The organism is Cytobacillus oceanisediminis, assembly GCF_022811925.1.
Classification (GTDB): domain Bacteria; phylum Bacillota; class Bacilli; order Bacillales; family Cytobacillaceae; genus Cytobacillus; species Cytobacillus oceanisediminis_D.
The window spans coordinates 4663674-4684434 of the sequence record NZ_CP065511.1 but is presented as its reverse complement, the minus strand read 5'-3'; the positions used below and the strand labels follow the sequence as shown (position 1 = coordinate 4684434).

At 42.5% G+C, this 20761-nt stretch carries 17 protein-coding genes; 12 read left to right on the top strand and 5 right to left on the bottom strand.

Features of this window, described 5'->3' with window-relative positions; all coding sequences use genetic code 11:
- The first annotated feature begins 15 nt into the window (after positions 1-15).
- The 4 genes from IRB79_RS23450 (at position 16) to murC (ending at position 6560) form a co-directional block, all read left to right on the top strand.
- A complete protein-coding gene (locus tag IRB79_RS23450; protein WP_243505383.1) occupies positions 16-3108 on the top strand; it encodes a DNA translocase FtsK in 3093 nt (1030 codons plus the stop codon).
- Between the two features lie 166 nt (positions 3109-3274).
- Positions 3275-4372, top strand: coding sequence for a nicotinate phosphoribosyltransferase (locus tag IRB79_RS23445; RefSeq protein WP_243505381.1), 1098 nt, complete (start codon positions 3275-3277; stop codon positions 4370-4372).
- 37 nt (positions 4373-4409) lie between these two features.
- On the top strand, positions 4410-5063 hold the full coding sequence (locus IRB79_RS23440) for a hypothetical protein (RefSeq protein WP_243505379.1): 654 nt from the start codon (positions 4410-4412) through the stop codon (positions 5061-5063).
- Between the two features lie 201 nt (positions 5064-5264).
- On the top strand, positions 5265-6560 hold the full coding sequence (gene murC / locus IRB79_RS23435; RefSeq protein WP_113882561.1) for a UDP-N-acetylmuramate--L-alanine ligase: 1296 nt from the start codon (positions 5265-5267) through the stop codon (positions 6558-6560).
- Between the two features lie 82 nt (positions 6561-6642).
- On the opposite strand, the gene IRB79_RS23430 is transcribed toward murC, so the two are convergent.
- The gene (locus IRB79_RS23430; RefSeq protein ID WP_243505377.1) at positions 6643-7758 is read right to left on the bottom strand and encodes an aminopeptidase; all 1116 of its coding nucleotides are present in this window, start codon (positions 7756-7758) and stop codon (positions 6643-6645) included.
- A 227-nt stretch (positions 7759-7985) separates the two neighbouring features.
- Here IRB79_RS23430 and IRB79_RS23425 point away from each other — a divergent pair, with 227 nt between their 5' ends.
- From IRB79_RS23425 to ytxJ, 3 genes are all read left to right on the top strand, one after another.
- Positions 7986-8471, top strand: coding sequence for a DUF948 domain-containing protein (locus tag IRB79_RS23425; protein ID WP_243505376.1), 486 nt, complete (start codon positions 7986-7988; stop codon positions 8469-8471).
- Positions 8472-8493: 22 nt separating this feature from the next.
- Positions 8494-8997 (top strand): YtxH domain-containing protein, encoded by a 504-nt coding sequence (locus IRB79_RS23420; RefSeq protein ID WP_243505374.1) that lies wholly within the window; start codon positions 8494-8496, stop codon positions 8995-8997.
- Between the two features lie 98 nt (positions 8998-9095).
- Positions 9096-9425 (top strand): bacillithiol system redox-active protein YtxJ, encoded by a 330-nt coding sequence (gene ytxJ, locus IRB79_RS23415; RefSeq protein WP_243505373.1) that lies wholly within the window; start codon positions 9096-9098, stop codon positions 9423-9425.
- A 27-nt stretch (positions 9426-9452) separates the two neighbouring features.
- On the opposite strand, the gene pilM is transcribed toward ytxJ, so the two are convergent.
- Positions 9453-11630, bottom strand: a complete 2178-nt coding sequence (gene pilM / locus IRB79_RS23410; RefSeq protein WP_243505371.1) for a cell division protein FtsA — start codon at positions 11628-11630, stop codon at positions 9453-9455.
- Between the two features lie 279 nt (positions 11631-11909).
- Between pilM and IRB79_RS23405 the strand changes: the two genes are divergently transcribed.
- The 4 genes from IRB79_RS23405 (at position 11910) to motS (ending at position 16050) form a co-directional block, all read left to right on the top strand.
- The gene (locus tag IRB79_RS23405; protein WP_243505364.1) at positions 11910-12986 is read left to right on the top strand and encodes a bifunctional 3-deoxy-7-phosphoheptulonate synthase/chorismate mutase; all 1077 of its coding nucleotides are present in this window, start codon (positions 11910-11912) and stop codon (positions 12984-12986) included.
- A 250-nt stretch (positions 12987-13236) separates the two neighbouring features.
- On the top strand, positions 13237-14235 hold the full coding sequence (gene ccpA, locus IRB79_RS23400; RefSeq protein ID WP_221878634.1) for a catabolite control protein A: 999 nt from the start codon (positions 13237-13239) through the stop codon (positions 14233-14235).
- Positions 14236-14504: 269 nt separating this feature from the next.
- Positions 14505-15323, top strand: a complete 819-nt coding sequence (motP, locus tag IRB79_RS23395; protein WP_243505362.1) for a flagellar motor protein MotP — start codon at positions 14505-14507, stop codon at positions 15321-15323.
- On the top strand, positions 15313-16050 hold the full coding sequence (motS, locus tag IRB79_RS23390) for a flagellar motor protein MotS (RefSeq protein ID WP_243505360.1): 738 nt from the start codon (positions 15313-15315) through the stop codon (positions 16048-16050). Before motP ends, motS begins: the two co-directional genes overlap by 11 nt.
- Positions 16051-16134: 84 nt before the next feature.
- Here motS and IRB79_RS23385 read toward each other — a convergent pair whose 3' ends face one another.
- From IRB79_RS23385 to IRB79_RS23375, 3 genes are all read right to left on the bottom strand, one after another.
- Positions 16135-17307 carry an acetoin utilization protein AcuC gene (locus tag IRB79_RS23385; protein WP_243505358.1) on the bottom strand — a complete coding sequence of 391 codons (1173 nt, stop codon included), beginning with the start codon at positions 17305-17307 and terminating at the stop codon, positions 16135-16137.
- A complete protein-coding gene (locus IRB79_RS23380) occupies positions 17304-17951 on the bottom strand; it encodes an acetoin utilization AcuB family protein (protein WP_243505356.1) in 648 nt (215 codons plus the stop codon). Before IRB79_RS23380 ends, IRB79_RS23385 begins: the two co-directional genes overlap by 4 nt.
- Positions 17952-18048: 97 nt before the next feature.
- A complete protein-coding gene (locus IRB79_RS23375) occupies positions 18049-18681 on the bottom strand; it encodes a GNAT family N-acetyltransferase (protein ID WP_243505354.1) in 633 nt (210 codons plus the stop codon).
- Between the two features lie 221 nt (positions 18682-18902).
- Between IRB79_RS23375 and acsA the strand changes: the two genes are divergently transcribed.
- Positions 18903-20621: an acetate--CoA ligase gene (gene acsA / locus IRB79_RS23370; RefSeq protein ID WP_243505352.1), complete on the top strand. Its 1719-nt coding sequence runs from the start codon at positions 18903-18905 to the stop codon at positions 20619-20621.
- The last annotated feature ends 140 nt before the right edge of the window (positions 20622-20761 follow it).

The following is a 20761-nucleotide window of genomic DNA, read 5'->3' as shown; positions in this document are numbered from 1 at the left end:
AAAGAGTTGATATAAATGAGCTGGATTAAAAAGCTGTTCCATATGTTTAAAAATGATGAAGAAGAATATGAGGAATTTGAAGAGCATGCAGATGAGCCTAACTATGAGAAACAGCCGCCTTCTAAAAATACGAAAGAAGGTTCAAGAGACATAGATGCTAAAGTAGTTTACCAATACCCCAAAGGCCAATTCCGCTTTCCGGTCATACCTGACCATGAAGCAGAACGGGAGACTAAGAGACAGCATAGACAGCATAGACAGGATCCTAATCGTGGGCAGACAGTTAAAAAAACTGAAAAACGGCAGTCAAGGGCAGGAGAAACGGAATGGCAGAGAAAGCCGGCGGATACTCCAATCCATGAAAAAAGGGCTCCTCGTTCTGCAGAAAGGGAGCGGCAAAGAAAGACTGTGCCACCACCTGCCAGTGAAGAAAAAGTACTGACCCGTAATGAAAGAGAGGCTGCCAGCAAGAAAAGGCCTTTCCAGCCAACAGAAATTCCATCGCCGATATATGGATTTAAGAGACCAAGGCCAAATGCCTCGAAAGATAAATCAGATAACGGGGAACAGGAAAATAACCACAGGGAACTTACATACGATGAGGTTATGCGCAAAATTCAGCAGACTCATCCTAATCGGCCGAAGATAACCGAAGCTGTTTCGGATGAAGAAAGAGAAACTGCCATTTCCGATAAACTGGAAGCTTTCCAGGCACAGGCTTCTGCATTGGAAACAGAGGAAGCTGCAGCAAAAAAATACAAAATAGGAGAAGCGTCTGAATTAATGTTTGAAGTTCCGGAAGATAACCAAGAAACAGAGCGTCATGAAGAGGAAGCAAATCCAACATGGCAAGATCAAAAGGAACCTGCCAGGCAGCTTGGATCTTCCAAGCCCGACGATGAATTTCCAAACAGTGAGGGTCGCATCGGTCATAAAAAAGAATCCGAAATCAGCAGATCACTCGCAAACTTGATTGAAGAGGCTCTGCATGAAGAAGAAAAAGAAGAATATACAGCTGAACTCTCAGGACAGAGCGAATTGAGCACTCATGCGATCCTTGAGATTGAAGCTGAAGAGGGTGCAGAAAAAAATGATTTCCATCACGATTTAGGGATTGATGCTAAAAGTGATTCGGAAGAGTTTATCCATATAAACTTAGAAAAGGGAAACTCACAAGCGGAAGGACCGGAGACGTTTGATAAAGCTGAATTAAGTTCTGATCCCGAAGATAGCGGGGAATTTACAGGCTTGTTCTCTTCTCAGGCTGAACTAATTTCTGAAATAAACAGGGCTGAGGTTGCAGGGCAAAATCAGACTGCAGATGCAAATGAATACTTAGAAACGAAAACAAAGTCTGCTGCGTCAAACCCGCAGCAGGCTGAAAATGTTCAAGAAGAGAAGAAGCCTTCATCCAGAGGGTCAATTCCATTTAATGTCATCATGCTGAACAATGACAGAAAAAAAATGAATCAGCAGGATAAAACGGCAAGACTGTCAGACGAAAAAAAAAATAATATCGCGATGTTTCCGTCTGAGAACATCCAGCAGTCTGCTGCTGCAGCAGAAAAGATCGAGGATCATCCAGCGGAGAACCATTTGCCTATGGAAGAACAGTCACCGCCTGCACTGGAATCGGTCCGAATTGAGGATAAACAGAATTATCTGGCGGATGAAGAAATTTTTTATTACCAATTCCCTTCCCAGACATTGCTGACACCGCCAGTAATCATGGAGGAAGCTTCCGATTGGCTTTACAAACAGGAACAGATGTTAAACTCCACACTGCAAAATTTCAATGTCAGGGCGAGGGTGGTTAATGTTACGCAAGGACCTTCTGTAACAAGGTTTGAAGTACAGCCTGAACCAGGTGTCAAGGTGAATAAAATCACGAACCTCTCAGATGATATAAAGCTGAGTCTGGCAGCAAGGGATATTCGGATCGAAGCGCCAATACCAGGAAAGCATACAATCGGCATTGAGGTTCCGAACCAGAGCAGCCGTCCGGTATTTATCAGTGAGATCATCAGCACCCCGGAGTTCCAGACTGGCCAATCCCCATTAACGGCTGTGCTGGGGCTTGATATCTCAGGGAAGCCGATTGTGACGGATTTACGGAAAATGCCGCACGGTTTGATTGCCGGTGCAACGGGATCAGGGAAGAGCGTCTGTATTAACACGATCCTGGTAAGCCTGCTGTACAAGGCGAGTCCCGATGAATTGAAGCTTCTTCTGATCGACCCAAAAATGGTCGAACTTGCACCATATAATCGAATTCCACATTTGGTCAGCCCGGTTATTACCGATGTAAAAGCAGCAACGGCTGCCTTGAAGTGGGCTGTCGAGGAGATGGAACGCAGATATGAATTGTTTGCCCATGCCGGTGTGAGGGATATAAACCGTTTTAATGAGCTGGCAGAAGAGCATCAGCAATATTCAGAGAAGCTGCCATTTATGGTCATTGTGATTGATGAGCTGGCAGACTTAATGATGATGTCGCCGGCCGATGTGGAAGAAGCCATTTGCCGGATTGCACAAAAAGCCCGTGCATGCGGAATTCATCTGATTATCGCAACCCAGCGTCCTTCCGTGGATGTTATTACCGGCCTAATCAAGGCGAATGTGCCTACAAGAATTGCATTCTCCGTGTCATCTCAAATCGATTCAAGAACAATTATTGATATAAGCGGAGCTGAAAAACTGCTTGGCCGGGGAGATATGCTTTTCCTTGAAAATGGATCCTCAAAGCCAGTGAGGCTGCAGGGGACATTTGTTTCAGATAAAGAAATTGATGATGTGGTAGCCCATGTACGCAGGGAACGCGATCCCGACTACTTATTTGAACAGGAAGAACTTCTGAAAAAAGCCCATGCCATAGAAGAAGAGGATGAATTGTTTTTTGAAGCATGCGAGTTTGTTGTTGATCAGGGGACGGCTTCCACTTCAAGCCTGCAAAGAAGATTCAAAATAGGCTATAATAGGGCAGCAAGGCTGATTGATATGATGGAAAAACAAGGGTTCATTTCTGAAAATAGAGGCAGCAGACCAAGGGATGTCCTCATTACAGAAGCTGATCTTGAATCCATACAAGACACTAGTACATTAAATTAATCCATGGTATTCTTTACTTGCATGTTTAAAATAATATGAATAACAACTATGATAAACGAAGAAAGCATTCTTAAGCTGGCGGGCTGCCGGCATAGAGGCCTGCTCCTTGCAAACCCAAGTCAGCAGGCGCACCTGCTTTCTTTAATGTTTCTAAGGAGCTTTAGGGATGAAGGAAATTGAAATGAAGGTTAAAGGAGAAATTAAACGTCTGACAAACCAGACTTTTAAATTCGATGAACGTGTAAGAGATGGCTGGTTTTCAGCGGTTTACTTCCTTAAGACAAGAGAGATTGTTAAGAAATATCATGAAGATAAAATCGTAACCATGCAGTTTTTCCAAAAGAATCATGCTGTTCTATGCGGTACGGATGAAGTCATTGCGCTATTAAAAACATTTGCGGACCGCCCGGATGATCTGGAAATCCATTCATTAAAAGACGGTGATAAGATTTCACCCTTTGAAACAGTATTAACCATTACAGGAAGATATCAGGATTTCGGATATCTCGAAGGAATAATTGACGGCATATTGGCCAGAAGAACTTCAGTTGCCACGAATGTCTATAATGTGGTAAAAGCGGCAGGTGTTTCTGGTGTTCAAAAGCAGGTCATCTTCATGGGGGACCGGGATGATCATTATATCACCCAGGCAGGAGATGGCTATGCAGCCTTTATTGGGGGTGCAACAGCCCAGGCCACGCATGCGATGAATGAATGGTGGGGCAAAAAAGGCATGGGAACAATGCCGCATGCATTGATCCAAATGTTCGAGGGAGATATCGTTGCATCTACTAAGGCTTATCAGGAGACGTTTCCTGAAGACGATTTAGTTGCTCTGGTAGACTACAACAATGATGCCATCACCGATTCCCTGAAAGTGGCAAGAGCCTTTGGCAAAGAGCTTAGAGGAGTCCGGGTTGACACATCAAGAACAATGATTGATCAATATTTCTTAAGAAATCAGCATTTGCTGGGAACGTTTGACCCGCGCGGGGTCAATGCAGAACTGATTTTTGCTTTAAGAAAAGCGCTGGATGATGAAGGTTTCCGACATGTGAAAATTGTGGTGAGCGGCGGTTTTACTGAATCCCGAATCCGCGAATTTGAAGAACAGGGTGTTCCGGTTGATACCTATGGAATTGGAAGCAGCCTGCTGAAGATCACCACAGGATTCACTGGAGACAATGTAATGATTGACGGTAAGCATGCAGCTAAGGCAGGAAGGCGTTATCGTCCAAACCCCCGCCTTGAAAAGGTTGAATAACAGAACGCTATTTACAAGAAAGTAAGGAGCATCCTAAATGGATATGGACGGCTCAATTCTGGATTTACATTCTTTCCGTAAAGCTAAACAGCTCCAGGGAGAGAATAATGCTCTGCGTTTATACACATTAAGCAAGGATTATACGGAACGGACAGCTAATATCAGAGAGAAAGTCCGGGCAAAGCATTTATTTCGGAAAACACTCGGTCTTGCTCCTGAAGCGGCTTTTTCGCCTATTCAGCAGGAAGTTTTTCAGGATTGGTTTCTCTTTGATTATAAAACCATTCAAGGCTCAACTATGTTTAGTCTGTTCATAAAAAACAATTCCCGGCAGCTTTCAGAATCAGATCTCATTCAGGGGGCTCTCTTTTTAACATCAGTCATGGAACCCATCAGGATTTTAGATGTAAGTCAAAAGGAAATCTCCGCCTCCGGTGCGGAAGATAACACTTCTTTTCTCTTAAGTCAGCACGGGGTGTTCCGGCCGGAACTGTCAATAGGGTGGTATTTTATTAGAAGGATACCAATCCAGATGTATGATCTGCCTATTGGACCATTTATCTCTATTCAAAGTAATGAAGCAGTTAACCGTTTAACGGAGGCCTTTTCGAAGTCAAAATTAAAAGTGCCTGACCTTACGTGGAGAGCCTTCCTGAAATCTAATGTTTTGTATTTTATTTTTGGGGAATAAATAGCTGGCAATACGTTACATAGTTTTTAGAATTGATTAATGATATAATGATTCAATACATTAAAGTGTAAGTATATAAAAGTGACAGCGGAAAAGCTTAGCAGCACAGTCATGGGAGCATGTCTTCTAAGGGGATATGCGCAAAACTAGATATATGTCATATACTGTTTTACAGATATACGATGGTTGGAGGTTCTTTATATGACTATTTACCATTTCGTAGGTATTAAGGGGTCTGGAATGAGTGCATTGGCACAAGTTCTGCATGATATGAATTATCAGGTTCAAGGCTCCGATTTTGAGAAACACTTTTTTACTCAGGTGGCACTTGAAAAATCCGGAATAAAGATCCTTCCCTTTCAAAAGGAAAACATACAGCCGGGCATGACGGTAATCGCCGGGAATGCATATCCGGATACACATGAAGAGATTGAGGAAGCAATGAAGCTTGGCTTGCCTGTTGTACGTTATCATCGCTTTTTAGGTGATTTCATGAAGAATTTCACGAGCATTGCAGTGACGGGAGCTCATGGGAAAACATCCACTACAGGCTTGCTTGCGCACGTAATGCGAGGCGCAAAACCAACTTCATTCCTTATTGGAGACGGTACGGGCAAAGGGGACAAGGAAGCGGAATATTTTGTTTTCGAAGCTTGTGAATACAGAAGGCATTTCCTTTCTTACTATCCTGATTATGCAATAATGACGAATATTGATTTTGACCACCCTGATTATTTTGCCAACATTGAAGATGTTTTCTCTGCTTTTCAGGAAATGTCATGGCAAGTGAATAAGGGGATTTTCGCATGCGGTGATGACGAGCAGCTGCAAAAAATCCAGGCTAAAGTGCCCGTGGTATTTTATGGTTTTGGAGAAGATAATGATTTTCAGGCACGCAATGTAGTTAAAACTACAGAAGGAACAACATTTGATGTATTTGTACGCAACACATTCTATGAGACTTTCTCTATTCCAGCCTATGGAGATCATAACGTCTTGAACTCTTTAGCTGTTATCGCTCTATGTCATTATGAAGAGATCGATGCGAAGATTGTTCAGGAACAGCTTCTTTCCTTTGAAGGGGTGAAAAGAAGATTTTCCGAGAAGAAAGTGGGCTCTCAGGTAATTATTGATGATTATGCCCACCATCCGACAGAAATTAAAGCGACTGTAGAAGCTGCCAGACAAAAGTATCCTGAGAAGGATGTTGTCGCAGTTTTCCAGCCGCATACATTTACAAGGACTCAGGCCTTTCTTGATGATTTTGCGTCAAGTCTTAATTTGGCTGACAAAGTGTACCTATGCGAAATCTTTGGCTCTGCCCGTGAAAACCATGGAAAACTCACGATTGATGACTTAAAGGCCAAAATTCCCAATGCACAAATTCTAAATGAAGAAGAAACGGCTGTACTAAGGAATCATGAAGATAGCGTAATTATGTTTATGGGTGCCGGGGATATCCAAAAATTCCAGCAGGCATACGAAAACCAAATATAAATCATAAAAAAGGATGCTCCGCTAAGGAAGCATCCTTTTTAAATATAATTTTAAACGTTGATAACTGCCTGGAGCTTTCTTATTACTTTAAATTCTCCGGATTTAATGCTTCAAGTTCACTATTGACAAATCGCCCGTCTTTACGGATTAATACATCATCAAAGTAGATTTCACCGCCGCCATAGTCAGGGCGCTGGATGTTAACCATATCCCAATGAATATTGGATTTATTGCCATTATAGGCTTCGTCATAGCATTGTCCAGGTGTGAAGTGGAAGCTTCCGTCAATTTTTTCATCGAACAGAATATCCTGCATCGGATGAAGAATGTAAGGGTTAACCCCGATAGCGAATTCACCTATATAGCGCGCACCCTCATCCGTATCAAAGATTTTATTGATGCGTTCGCTGTCATTCGCTTCCGCTTCAACAATTTTCCCATCTTTGAATGTCAGTTTTACATTTTCAAATGTAAAACCATGGTATGGAGATGGAGTGTTATAGGTGATGACGCCGTTGACAGACTCACGTACAGGGGCCGTATAGACCTCTCCATCTGGGATATTCATTTGGCCGGAGCATTTGATTGCCGGAATATCTTTAATCGAGAAGGATAGATCAGTACCGGGGCCAGTTATTTTGACTTTATCGGTTTTATTCATTAATTCCACAAGGCTGTCCATTGCTTTGTCCATTTTGCCGTAATCCAAATTGCAGACATCAAAATAGAAATCTTCAAATGCCTCTGTGCTCATTTTAGCCAGCTGGGCCATGGAAGCATTAGGATAACGCAAAACCACCCATTTCGTTTTTGGCACGCGGATTTCTCTATGCACTTTTTGTCCGATGGTTGATCCATGAATTTTCATTTTATCATCCGGCACGTCAGCCTGCTCGTTGATGTTGTCTCCGGAGCGCAGTCCTATGTATGCATCCATTTTGCTCATAACATTTGCTTCAAACTCAGCCATCATATTGAATTGATCTTCTTGTGCGCCTAAAAGCAGGGAACGATCAACCTGATGATCTTTTAAGGAAACAAACGGGTATCCTCCTGCTGCATATGCTTCCTTAACCAGCGCGGTCACTAATTCCTTTTGCAGTCCGAAATTTTCAATAAGGACCTTCTCACCCTTCTGAAGTCGGACTGAATAGTTAATCAAATTTTTTGCCAGTTTTGCAATACGGGGATCTTTCATGGATAAATACCTCCAGTAAATTTATTTTTCCGACAACTATTATTGTACCCGAAATGAAAGGTTTTGTTTAACCTTTTCCAATTGTGCTAAAATTTACTTTAACTGATGAAAATACCTGTTAGAGAAGGAATTTGGACTTCACAAGTGGAATCTATTAATGTACTCCTGGTTTAGAGGCAGTGCATCTGGGTAAAAAGTTAGTATACAGACAACCGGAGGTGTAAGAATTGGAAATTATTTTATACTTAAGTGTAGCAGTCATTGCTATAGCATTTCTTGTTTTGGTCATTTATCTGGCGAAAACGTTAAAATCCTTACAGGGGACATTAGATAATGTATCACACACATTGGCAGGCCTTGAAAGGCAATTAGATGGTGTCACGAAGGAAACAACTGTCCTGCTGCATAAAACCAATTCACTGGCTACAGACATTCAGCAGAAATCTGAGAACCTGAACAGTGTCGTAACTGCGGTAAAAGAAGTTGGTGACTCTGTCCGCAAATTTAATGGATCCATTCAGAAAATCACATCTTCTGTAAACACACAGCTTGAACAGAATAAAGATAAAATCTCACAGGTGGTACAGTGGAGCAATGTTCTCCTTGAAATTAAAGATAAGTGGAAAATGAGAAAAGAAGACCCTTATCAGTACAATGTCAGCGAGAAACAAATGCTTCCGCCCGAACGCCAGAGAGAAAGAGCAAAATACTAGATTAAAAGGAGGAAAAAAGAGAATGAATAGCCAAGACCGTACTCAATTTGATTCAAATCAGCCCAAAACCGATGAAAACATTAATACGAAAGATTTCATGATTGGTGCCTTAATCGGAGGCATGGTTGGCGCAGCTACCGCTCTGTTTCTGGCTCCTAAATCAGGCAAGGAGCTTCAGAGCGATTTAAGCGAAAAGGCTGCCCTATTAAAAGAAAAGTCAGGACAGTACCGTGAAACAGCTATGACAAAAGGTACCGAACTGGCTAATGCTGCAAAAGAAAAAACAAATGTGCTAACTCAAACGGTAACAAAACAATCCAATGAACTTGTAAATAAAGTGAAAAGCTTGAAAGACGCTCAAAATGGACAAGCTGCTGCAAACGGCGCAGCCGAAGAAAATGGAGAGGCCATCAATAACGAGACATTCCAGGCAGAAGGGAACGCACCCGTAAATGATGCGGAAATCCAAATGAAGCTGGAAGAGACGAAAAAAGCTTTTGACGAAACCGAGCAAAAGTATAATTAATATTATTTGTTTAAACAACGGTGAAGTGGTACGATTACTTCACCGTTATTTAATTTAAAGAGCGAGGCTTTGCCTGGCTTAGTTGGGGAGGCAAGAAAATGAAAAAATTTGATAGCCAAGAAGCATTTGATCAAGCAGTAGAAGCAGGAGAGCAGCTGCTGGTTTTAAAACACAGTTCCACTTGCCCGGTAAGCGGAGCAGCGTATGATGAATATGAAAGCTATGTGAAAGAGCATCAAGATGTAAATGCTTATTACCTAGTTGTTCAGGAAGATCGTCCTTTGTCAAATCACATTGCAGAAGCTTTTCATATCAAACATGAGTCACCTCAGGCCATCCTATTTAATAATGGAGATGTTGCCTGGCATGCATCACATTGGAAGATTACATATGATTCCCTGGTGAATGCTGTGAAGGAGAACAGATAAAAAAACCCATCCAATCGGATGGGTTTGCTATATATACTTCACATTTGAATTTTTATTATTTATGGCAGGCCACACAATTTTGAGGTGATCACCAGGCTCTACAGGTTCATGAAAAGATGTCTTTTCCCCATTCTTTAAGAGAATGAAGTTTCCGGAAGATGCTGCAGGCATATCTACACTAACATGGCTGAATACATCCTGAAAAATAAAGGGAGACATTGGTTTTTTCACGAGTGTAATCGCATCTCCAGCATGAATGGGATCATCTTCGGTGAGGACAGCTCCTTCTCTCTGAAATTCAAGTATTCCCCTGGAAAGCTCTAATTTCTTACCGTTAAACATGACCGGGATCCTCTGCTGAAGTGCCAGCTGCTTAATATCTGCTAATTCCTTTACTGTTAGTGTGCTTCTTTTTTCAATCCGCAGATTGTCACCATCGTCTACTATGCTATGATAATTCGCTTCAAGGCCGTTTTTAAAAAGCTTTCCGGTATGGCGGGGCAGAAATGTCTCTTTTTCATTAATGCTGATTCTAAAAGGCGTAAGCTCGTTTAATAAATCGTTTAGGTTTAAAATTCTTAAGATTCCTTCAAACGTTTCCGGAATCCTGCACTCCACCTTATCCCGATCAGCAATGATCTGCTCTAGCGAGGCAGCTTTTTCATTACAGGTAATGGCAGGCTGGATGGTGTACTGCTTTCCGTTAATAGTGATTGACTTTTCCGGAACCTCATCAATCAAATCTTTTATGCGGACTTCAGCAGGCAATCCGTCTCGTCCTCTTGAAACAGTAATGATATCCCCAGATTTGATTTCTTCATCCAAAGCACTTGTAAGGCTGTTGCGTTTGATGACAGGAGCTTCTCCATGGCTTCCCGGAATCGTAACGCTTTGCCCATTTAGTTTGACTATCATGGCGAGTCCGGGCTTCCCGTAAAGCTTATTCATTTTTATGCCTGCTGCCAGGAGACAATCCCCAACTGTCAGGTTCTTGACCTCGAATAGCCTGACAGGCTGATCGTTGACGTAAACTGTACAATATTGGACCGGAGCTTTTTTAGCAGCGATGGCAATTCCTATTGGGGTGACAAGTTCAGGGCCTCTGTCTGTAAAATCCGGTAAATTCAGCCCGCTTATGGCATCAATTCCCCTAATTGCGACTCTATTCGCTGGAAGGCCCAATCTTTGCGCTATCCTTTCAGGAAGTCCAGGTGTTAAGCTCCCGCCGCCTACCAGCATGACGGCTTTTGGTGGCCTGTTATTTAGCCGCAATATTTCATCGCAGATGGAATTTGTCAAACGTTCAAGCGCAGGAGAAATTTTTTCAATTGTTTCTTCCCTGCTGACTTCTGTCTGGAAGCCGAGAATATCCGTGACAGTGATTGTATCCGATAAATGCAAATCTCTCTTTGCCTTTTCGGCTAAAGGAAAGTCCAGCAGAAGCTGGTCACTGATTGCTTCAGTTATCTCATCGCCTGCTACAGGCACCATTCCATAAGCTGTAACTGTGCCCATATCTGTAATGGCAATATCGGATGTTCCGGCACCGATATCAACAAGAGCAACATTCAGCCTTCTCATCGAAGGAGGAATCAGCACATTAATAGCTGCGATTGGCTCAAGTGTCAAAGCTTCCATTTCCAGGCCAGCCCTTTGAAGAGCTGAGATTAGTGACTCCACTACAACCTTGGGCAGGAAAGTAGCAATGATTTCAACGGATGCTTCATCCCCCTGCTGATCAATCAGACTGCCGATTTCTTCTCTATCAAGACGATAGTATAAAACGGAATATCCAACACAATAGTAATAATAGCTTTTTTCAGTTTCATGCTTTTCAGCAGCCATTGCCTGTGCCTGCTGAACTGCACTTAATTCAAGGTGAAGTATATCCTGCTTTTGCATCATCGGTTTTCCTTTAATACTGATAACTGTTTCAGATCTTTCTATTTTTAAAGCCCTGCCTGCCGCTGCAACGCACACCTTTTTTAATGGGCCGTGTTTTGCTTCTAGTTCATCCCTGATTTCTGCTATAATTTTTGATACAGCCAGTACATCATGGATCTGTCCGTCGAGCATGGCCCTTTCTGCATGCTCCTTAATCACGATGTCTTTCACATGATATTGCCCGCCGTTTTCTTCGAGAATAATTCCGACCACCGTGCGGGTGCCGATATCCAGTGCAAAAAGCTTTTTTTGTTCGTCCAAAGCAGTACACCTTCTTTGTAAAATGTCATAGAATGCTTAAATAATGCCCTGAAATTGCTTTATCACTTAAAAGCGTTTAATTAATAAAGAAATTTTTCGTGACATGTCTGAATAATTCATATATAATAACCCTAATTATAAAAAATGTATCACATATCCAGAGGCCGTAAAAGAGAAAGATGGAAATGTTTAACGCTGTGCGCATTTAGATGCGCGCTATGTGCATACATCCTGAAACCAACACGGCTTAAATTCAGATTCGAAAGGAAGGGACAGGAAATGAGCAATAAAGAGCTAGATAAACTTCGCGGTCGAGTGGATGAGCTGAATCTCCAGCTTTTAGCTTTGATCAATGAAAGAGCAGAACTTGTTCAGGAAATCGGAAGAGTAAAGGAAACACAAGGGGTTTATCGTTATGATCCTGTCCGAGAACGCAAGATGCTGGACTTGATAAAAGAGCATAATGACGGTCCTTTTGAAAATTCAACAATTGAGCATATGTTCAAGGAAATTTTTAAAGCAGGTCTTGAACTTCAAAAAGATGATCATAGAAAGGCGCTTCTTGTTTCACGCAAAAAGAAGCCTGAAAATACGATTGTAGACTTAAAGGGTGAAAAAGTAGGGGACGGCAATCCTCATCTTGTTTTTGGCCCTTGTGCAGTTGAATCTTATGAGCAGGTGGCAACTGTTGCTGAAGCTGTAAAAGCAAAAGGACTTAAGCTCCTTCGCGGAGGCGCATATAAACCAAGAACATCGCCATATGATTTCCAGGGTCTTGGTCTTGAAGGTCTAAAAATCTTAAAAAGAGTGGCAGATGAATACGATCTGGCAGTTATTTCTGAAATCGTAAGCCCTAATGATATTGAAACGGCTGTAAATTATATTGATGTCATTCAAATCGGGGCAAGAAACATGCAAAACTTCGAGCTATTAAAAGCAGCGGGGGCTGTAAACAAACCAGTTCTTTTAAAGCGCGGGATTGCAGCTACAATTGAAGAATTCATCAATGCAGCGGAATATATCATGTCCCAGGGGAATGGACAGATCATCCTATGTGAGCGCGGAATCCGCACATACGAACGTGCAACACGCAATACGCTGGACATTTCGGCTGTGCCAATTCTTAAGCAGGAAACACATTTGCCAGTACTGGTTGACGTTACGCATTCAACAGGCCGCAGAGATTTGCTTCTTCCAGCAGCAAAAGCAGCGCTGGCTATCGGCGCAGATGGTGTAATGGCAGAAGTTCATCCAGACCCGGCTGTTGCCCTATCAGATTCAGCACAGCAAATGGACTTGAATCAATTTGATCAATTTATGGCTGAACTTCAATCTTCAGCATTGCTGAGAGTGTAGCCATCTAAATATGGAGAGCCTTCTGCCAGTTGCAGGAGGCTCTTTTTTGCATTTAAAGTGCAAATTTAAGTTTTTTTCAAAAATACAAGCCTTGACATTGCGGCAATTCCTGGACTGTCGTATGATTAAATACATAATTGTACATGTGTAACCACTCACAAATTAGGATAAAAAATGAGTAGGTTACGCCGTGTTGCTGTAAAATATAAAGTAATTGAAGTGACCGCTATTTAAAGAAGGAGTGTCAGTAATGAATGTAACAATATACGATGTGGCAAGAGAAGCGAATGTATCAATGGCAACGGTTTCTCGTGTTGTAAATGGCAACCCGAATGTTAAGCCTGCAACAAGAAAAAAAGTAATGGAAGTTATTGACCGGCTTGGGTACCGCCCCAACGCGGTTGCAAGAGGATTGGCAAGCAAAAAAACTACTACAGTCGGTGTGATCATTCCCGATATCTCCAGCACTTTTTTTGCAGAATTGGCAAGGGGCATAGAGGATATTGCGACAATGTATAAATACAATATCATTCTCAGCAACTCCGACCAAAATATTGAAAAAGAGCTGCACTTGCTCAATACTATGCTCGGGAAACAGGTGGATGGAATAGTCTTCATGGGCGGCAATATTACGTCCGAGCATGTTGAAGAGTTTGAAAAGTCACCAGTTCCGATCGTACTGGCTGGCTCTATTGAAGAAACAGGCAAAATCCCATCTGTAAATATTAATTATGAACAGGCAGCATTTGATGTGACCAAGTCATTTATTGAAAAAGGCCATAAAGATGCTGCTATCGTGGTGGGACCTCTCCGAGAGCCGATTAATCAGGAAAAAAAGCTTGCAGGCTATAAGCGGGCATTGGAAGAAGCTGAGGTGCCCTTCCGCGATGAATTGGTGGTTGAAGGAGATTATACGTACGATTCAGGTATAGAAGCCTTTGAAAAGCTGCTTGAGGCAGATCCGCGTCCAACAGCTATTTTTGCAGGATCTGATGAAATGGCATTGGGAATTGTCCACGGGGCGGAGGATAAAGGTTATAATATCCCGAAAGACTTTGAGGTCATCAGCTCTGACAATACCAGATTGGCATTAATGGTCCGTCCTCAGCTGACATCAGTCGTACAGCCTTTGTACGATATTGGTGCAGTTGCCATGAGATTGCTTACGAAACTTATGAATAAGGAATCAGTCGATGAGCAAATTGTTGTACTCCCTCACCGAATTGAAGAACGAAGCTCAACAAAATAATGGACTTGCCGATATAAAAGAAAAGCGGAAGCGCCTCGACCAGCCCCGACAAGCGCTGGAGGGCCAGAAGTTGAAGTCGTTCTTTGACTTCAGCATCTGGACCGAAGTGACTCGAGGGGCTAGGCACTGCAGCTAGACAAAGGGAAGAAAGAGAAGCGCCTTAATTAAAAGGCGTTTCTTTCTGCCAATTTTAGCAATCGTACCTGTTTTCGAGGACATAAATAAACCATTAGACAAAGGCAATTCGCAATGGATCAGGGAGAGAGAGTATGAGAAAGTTTGATATTTTAACACCGGCAGGGTTAATGGTGGGGCTTGCTATGCTGATTTTTGGAATCATGTGGAATGGAGGAGCTGATGGTTTTTTATCCTTTGTTGACCCTTCTTCAATTCTTATTGTTTTGGGCGGTTTAATAGCTGGGCTGCTTGTAAGTTTTCCCTTAAAAGATATCAGGCATATGGCCACCGTTTTTAAACAGGTTTTTTCCAGTGAAGAGCAAAGCGTTGGCGAGCTGATTGGAATTTTTGTCAAACTCTCTGAGCGTGCCCGGCGTGAAGGGCTGTTATCGCTTGAGGCTGAAATCGAGAAGGTGGAAGATCCTTTCATTCGGAAAGGCGTTTACCTGGCTGTGGATGGTATAGAACCAGATGTCATTACTGACATTATGAATGCCGAAATTATGGCGATGGAAGAGAGGCACAGAAAAGGGAGAAGCATTCTCGAAAGAGCCGGAGAGTACGCACCGGCATGGGGAATGATAGGGACCCTGATCGGACTGGTTCTGATGCTGAAGAATTTGAATGATCCTTCCACACTTGGGCCCAATATGGCTCTTGCCTTACTGACTACTTTATATGGCTCCCTGCTGGCCAATCTGATTTTTCTGCCGATGGCAGCAAAGCTGGCTTTAAAGACAGAGAAGGAAGTTTTTTTGAAGCAGATTATTATTGAAGGGGTTATCGGTGTTCAATCCGGACAGAATCCGAGAATATTGGAAGAAAAGCTGAGCGCCTTTTTATCCTCAGAAGAACGGAGAGATTTGGAGAAAGCTGTAAATGAGGGGGAGGCACTGGATTATGAAGCCTAGGAGAAGATCTCCGGAGCCTCCAAAAGGCGCCCCAAGATGGATGGTGACTTTCTCCGATCTCGTCACACTGATATTGGTATTTTTTATTCTGCTGTTTTCGATGTCACAGATTGATTTAATGAAGTTTCAGGCATTATCCGATTCTTTCCGGGACAGGCAGGTGCTGGATTTCCAGCCGTCTATCATTCCTGCAGAGAACCCGGGACAAAATGAAGAAATTAAAGAAAATGAAGACAGCGGGCAATCCGATTCGCTTGATGAGCTTCTGATGGAGATTCAGTCGTTTTTGGATAAGAATGGCTTAGAAAAAGTGATTGTGGCAAACAGGACGGAACGAGGGGTCGTTCTCGTTCTGCAGGAACAGGTTTTATTTGAATCCGGAGATGCAAGTCTGATAGACAGTTCATACTCTTTCCTGGATAAAGTAGGAACCCTTTTAGCAAACATGCCAAACCTTGTGAAGGTGGAAGGACATACTGATGACCGACCCATAACTACTTACAGATATCCGTCCAATTGGGAGTTATCTGCTGCCAGGGCAAGTACTGTAATCAGATATCTAACAGAAAAGCATAATCTTGACAGCCACAGGTTTATGGCTGTCGGCTACGGGGAAACCCGTCCTATCGTCCCTAATTCCGGACCGGAGAATTGGGAGAAAAACAGGCGTGTTGAAATCATTATTTCTGATCCGAAATTTAATGAAGATAACAATATTCATAATTGATAACAGGTCTGGTAATAGTCAGACCTGTTTATTTGTTTATGCAGAAATGAACAGCGGCCGGTAAAATGTTCCCGGCCGCTGTTCTTATAAAGATTCTGTCATTGATCTGTTCCGGATGGGATAAAGGACTTTGTCCACTGTCCGGGCATTTTTTTCAGTTATTTCGCTCTTACGGGGGATAGGCTTATATAAATCAGCCGGATCGTCCCATTCCAGGGGAAGAGGGACAGGGGCGTGTTCTTTCCACTTGTTTATCCATTCCTCCGGTATATTGCCGTAACAATTAGAGTTTTCAGTCATTTCAAGCCATATCATGGCCCATGCCCGGGGAACAACCCTCCAAATATCATAACCGCCGCCGCCGACGGCTATCCATTTCCCATTACAATATTCATGGGCAATTTCATGGGCCAGTTTCGGAATTTCCCTATAAATCTTTATAGTAGATGACAAATGGGTAAGAGGATCAAGATAATGTGCATCAGCACCATTTTGCGTCAGAATCACATCCGGTTTGAAAAATTCTGCAACCTCCCGAAGAGCTGTACGGTATGCGTGAAGCCAAGAATCGTCTTCAGTAAATGCATCCACGGGAATATTAAAAGAGAATCCATATCCTTTCCCTTGTCCTCGTTCATTTACATTTCCGGTTCCGGGGAAAAGGTATCTGCCTGTTTCATGAATAGATAAGGTGCATACATCCGGGTCATCATAAAATGACCATTGGACACCATCACCATGATGGGCATCTGTATCCACATACAGAATACGGGCTTTATACTTTTCCTGTATATATTTTATGGCTACGGAGCTATCGTTGTAGATGCAAAATCCAGAAGCTTTTCCCCGAAAACCGTGGTGAAGGCCGCCGCCAAGGTGAAGTGCGTGCTTAGCACGTCCGCTCATGACTGCATCAACGGCTGCCAGAGTGCCTCCTACTAAAAGGGAGCTTGCTTCGTGCATGTTTGGAAAAATAGGTGTGTCTTCTGTTCCGAGACCATAGTTTTCGCAGATATCCTCAGGAAGCTGTCCCCGGCCGGCAAGCTTGACAGCATTCACATAATTAGGATCATGAATCAAGTGAAGCTCTTCATCGGAAGCCTGGCGCGGGGGAATAATATGACAGTCATCGATGGCATTGATATTTTTGAGCAATTCGAGTGTCAGTTTCAGCCTTATCTGATTAAAAGGATGATTTTTGCTGAATTTATAGTTCAGCAGGTCTTCCGAAAAAACAAATACTGAATCATGTGTCATAGTGAAATCCCCGGCAGACTGGGCCATAAAACATGGTGGCCTGCTTTTTTTAAATCTTCAACTACAAGCGTAGGGTTCATAGTCTGTACCCTTATCACCAGTATTTTGTATTTATCATCCGTTTTGTCAGGGTAAACAAGGACACTCTGAATATTTGCTTTTCTTTTGCAGATGACTTCAGCGATTTCAAACAGCATGCCCGCCCTGTTTGGCACCTTCACTTCAATCTGCGAACCTGGCTGATGAGCTCCCGTCAATTGAACTAGCGTATGAAGCAAATCGGTTTCTGTGACAATTCCAACCAGCTTATTATCGTTTAATATTGGCAGGCAGCCAATCCGCTGTTCATAAAAAACCGCAGCAATTTCTTCAGCAAAATCAAGAGGGTGTCCCGTGATGATATCTGTCTTCATAATCATTTTTAATGGTCGCTGCAGATCTTCCTTAAATAGTTCTGTATGAAAAATAGATGGTGTGGCATCACGAATGTCCCTATCTGTTACAAGTCCCTGCAATCTGCCCGCTTCATCTATTATAGGCAAATGCCGTATTCTTTTTTCGTTCATAATTCTTATGGCGTCGGCAATGGTGTCTTCTTTTGACAAGGACGTGACATCCGTTTTCATAATTTCTTCAACAATCACTTTAAATGCCTCCTTATAAAATATATGGAGATACATTCATGCCGAAAAAATAGTCTGAATACAGGCATGAATTATGTATTGACGCTGTTAATAAGATTTAATACATAAAGCGATTCATAAAGCGCAAGCGGTCAAATTGCTGCACTGAATCCTGGTCCACTCTTTTTCCGATCCGGGCCATTAGGCAATTTGCAGGATGAGAACTGATTTCAGGGTCATCTGTGGCATACCATTCAAGACCGCCAGCATTCATCATCTTTTCCATGATTTTTCGATATTCCCATACATTCAGGCCAGTTCCTTTTAAATCCCAATGCCAATAATATTCAGTCGTTATCACGATATAGTCTTCCATTGCGTCATCCATCATGGATACTTTCAGCAGGTTCTTGCCTGTCCCTGAACCTCGGAAAGCAGGGATCACTTCTATTGCACCCAATTCGATTAAATTATCCATTTTCCCTTCAGACCAGCGCTCAAGAGGGTCTGGATACAAGTAAGTAACATAGCCGACAATGGTATGTCTGTCACGGGCCACTATAATTCTTCCCTCCGGCAATCCCGCAATTTCAACCAGGGCTTTATGCTGCTGAGCCGGAGGCCTGAAAGCAACAAGATCTTTATGAAACTCATAATCTGCCAATTTTTCAGATGAAATTGGCCCCTCAATGATTAATTTTCCTTTGGCTGTTTTTAATTCTTTTGCATTATACGTTTTTTTATGTTCCATTTATTCACCGCCATAGACATGATCAATGTAACTTCTATTATACATAAAAACACGGAGGATAAAGCGCTTTCACATAATTTTCTGTGTAATTTAAAAAAGTTTGTGACAATTTATTATTTGGTTCATAAGTAATTTTTTTCACTCTAAAATTTTAAAAATTGAGAAAATATAATGTTTATACTATAATAATATCAAATCTTAAATAAGGGGGATAACGATATATGAAAGTGGAAGCGCTGCCAGTAACACAAGGGGACTTCAATTTAAAAAGCTATGATGAGCTTTATGAAAATTTTAACTGGGCTGATGCGGAAAAAGAATTTTCCTGGAAAGAAACCGGCCGCATGAATATGGCCTATGAGGCCATTGACCGTCATGCGGAATCTTTCAGAAAAAATAAGGTTGCCCTTTATTATCGCGATGGACAGAGAAATGAGAAATATACATTCAAAGAAATGAAGGAACTATCCAATAAAGCGGGAAATGCATTAAAAGCATATGGGGATGTAGAGAAAGGAGACCGAGTTTTCATCTTTATGCCGCGCTCTCCTGAACTCTATTTTGCAGTATTGGGAGCTATTAAGCTGGGAGCCATTGTGGGTCCCCTGTTTGAAGCCTTTATGGAAGGAGCAGTCCGTGACAGACTTGATGACAGTGAAGCAAAAGTTCTGATTACAACACCTGAGCTTTTGGAACGTGTGCCTGTTGACCAGCTGCCTGACTTAAAGCATGTTTTCCTTGTTGGGGAAAATATTGAGGAAACAGGCCCATATGTGGACTTTAATAAAAGAATGGCTGAATCAAGCAGAAAGCTTCCAATTGAATGGGTTGACGGAAAAGATGGCCTTATTTTGCATTATACTTCCGGTTCTACAGGCAAGCCAAAGGGAGTTCTGCATGTACATAATGCAATGATTCAGCATTATCAGACGGCTAAATGGGTGCTCGACTTAAAAGAAGAAGATGTATATTGGTGCACTGCTGACCCTGGTTGGGTAACCGGTACTTCATATGGCATTTTCGGCCCGTGGCTGACAGGGACTTCAAACCTTATTGTCGGGGGCAGATTCAATCCGGAGACTTGGTATAAAATGATTGAGGAGTATGGCGTTTCGGTTTGGTATAGTGCTCCGACCGCTTTCCGCATGCTGATGGGGGCGGGCGATGAAGTTGTGAAAAAGTTTGATTTAAGCTCCCTCCGTCATGTCCTCAGTGTCGGGGAACCGCTAAATCCTGAAGTTGTCAGATGGGGTATAAAAGTATTCAATATGCGCATCCATGATACATGGTGGATGACAGAAACAGGTGCACAGCTCATCTGCAACTATCCTTGCCTGGAAATTAAGCCGGGATCCATGGGTAAGCCGATTCCGGGTGTTAAAGCAGCCATTGTCGATGATCAGGGAAATGAGCTGCCGCCAAACCGCATGGGGAACCTTGCGATTAAAAAAGGCTGGCCTTCCATGATGAATGCCATCTGGAATAACGAGCAAAAATATGAATCTTATTTTATGCCAGGTGACTGGTATGTTTCGGGAGATTCGGCATATATGGATGAAGATGGATATTTCTGGTTCCAGGGTCGTGTAGATGATGTTATCATGACATCTGGCGAACGTGTAGGGCCGTTTGAAGTAGAGAGCAAGCTGATCGAACATCCAGCTGTTGCAGAAGCTGGAGTTATCGGAAAGCCGGATCCTGTCCGTGGTGAAATAATAAAGGCATTTGTTGCTTTACGAGACGGACATGAACCTTCTGAAGAACTGGTGGAAGAAATCCGCCAATTCGTTAAGAAAGGCCTTGCTGCCCACGCTGCCCCGCGTGAAATTGAATTCCGCGACAAACTTCCAAAAACCCGAAGCGGCAAAATTATGCGCCGGGTGCTTAAAGCATGGGAACTGGACCTGCCAACTGGCGATTTGTCTACAATGGAAGATTAATAGAGGAGACCGCTGCATAAATGAGCAGCGGTTTTTGTTATTGTTTCAAGCCTGATAGTTATAAACTCTTTGATAATATTGTTTAGTAAAGTATCCAGAATATATTTTTGGCAATTGTTATTTCTATAAAGAAAAAGCAG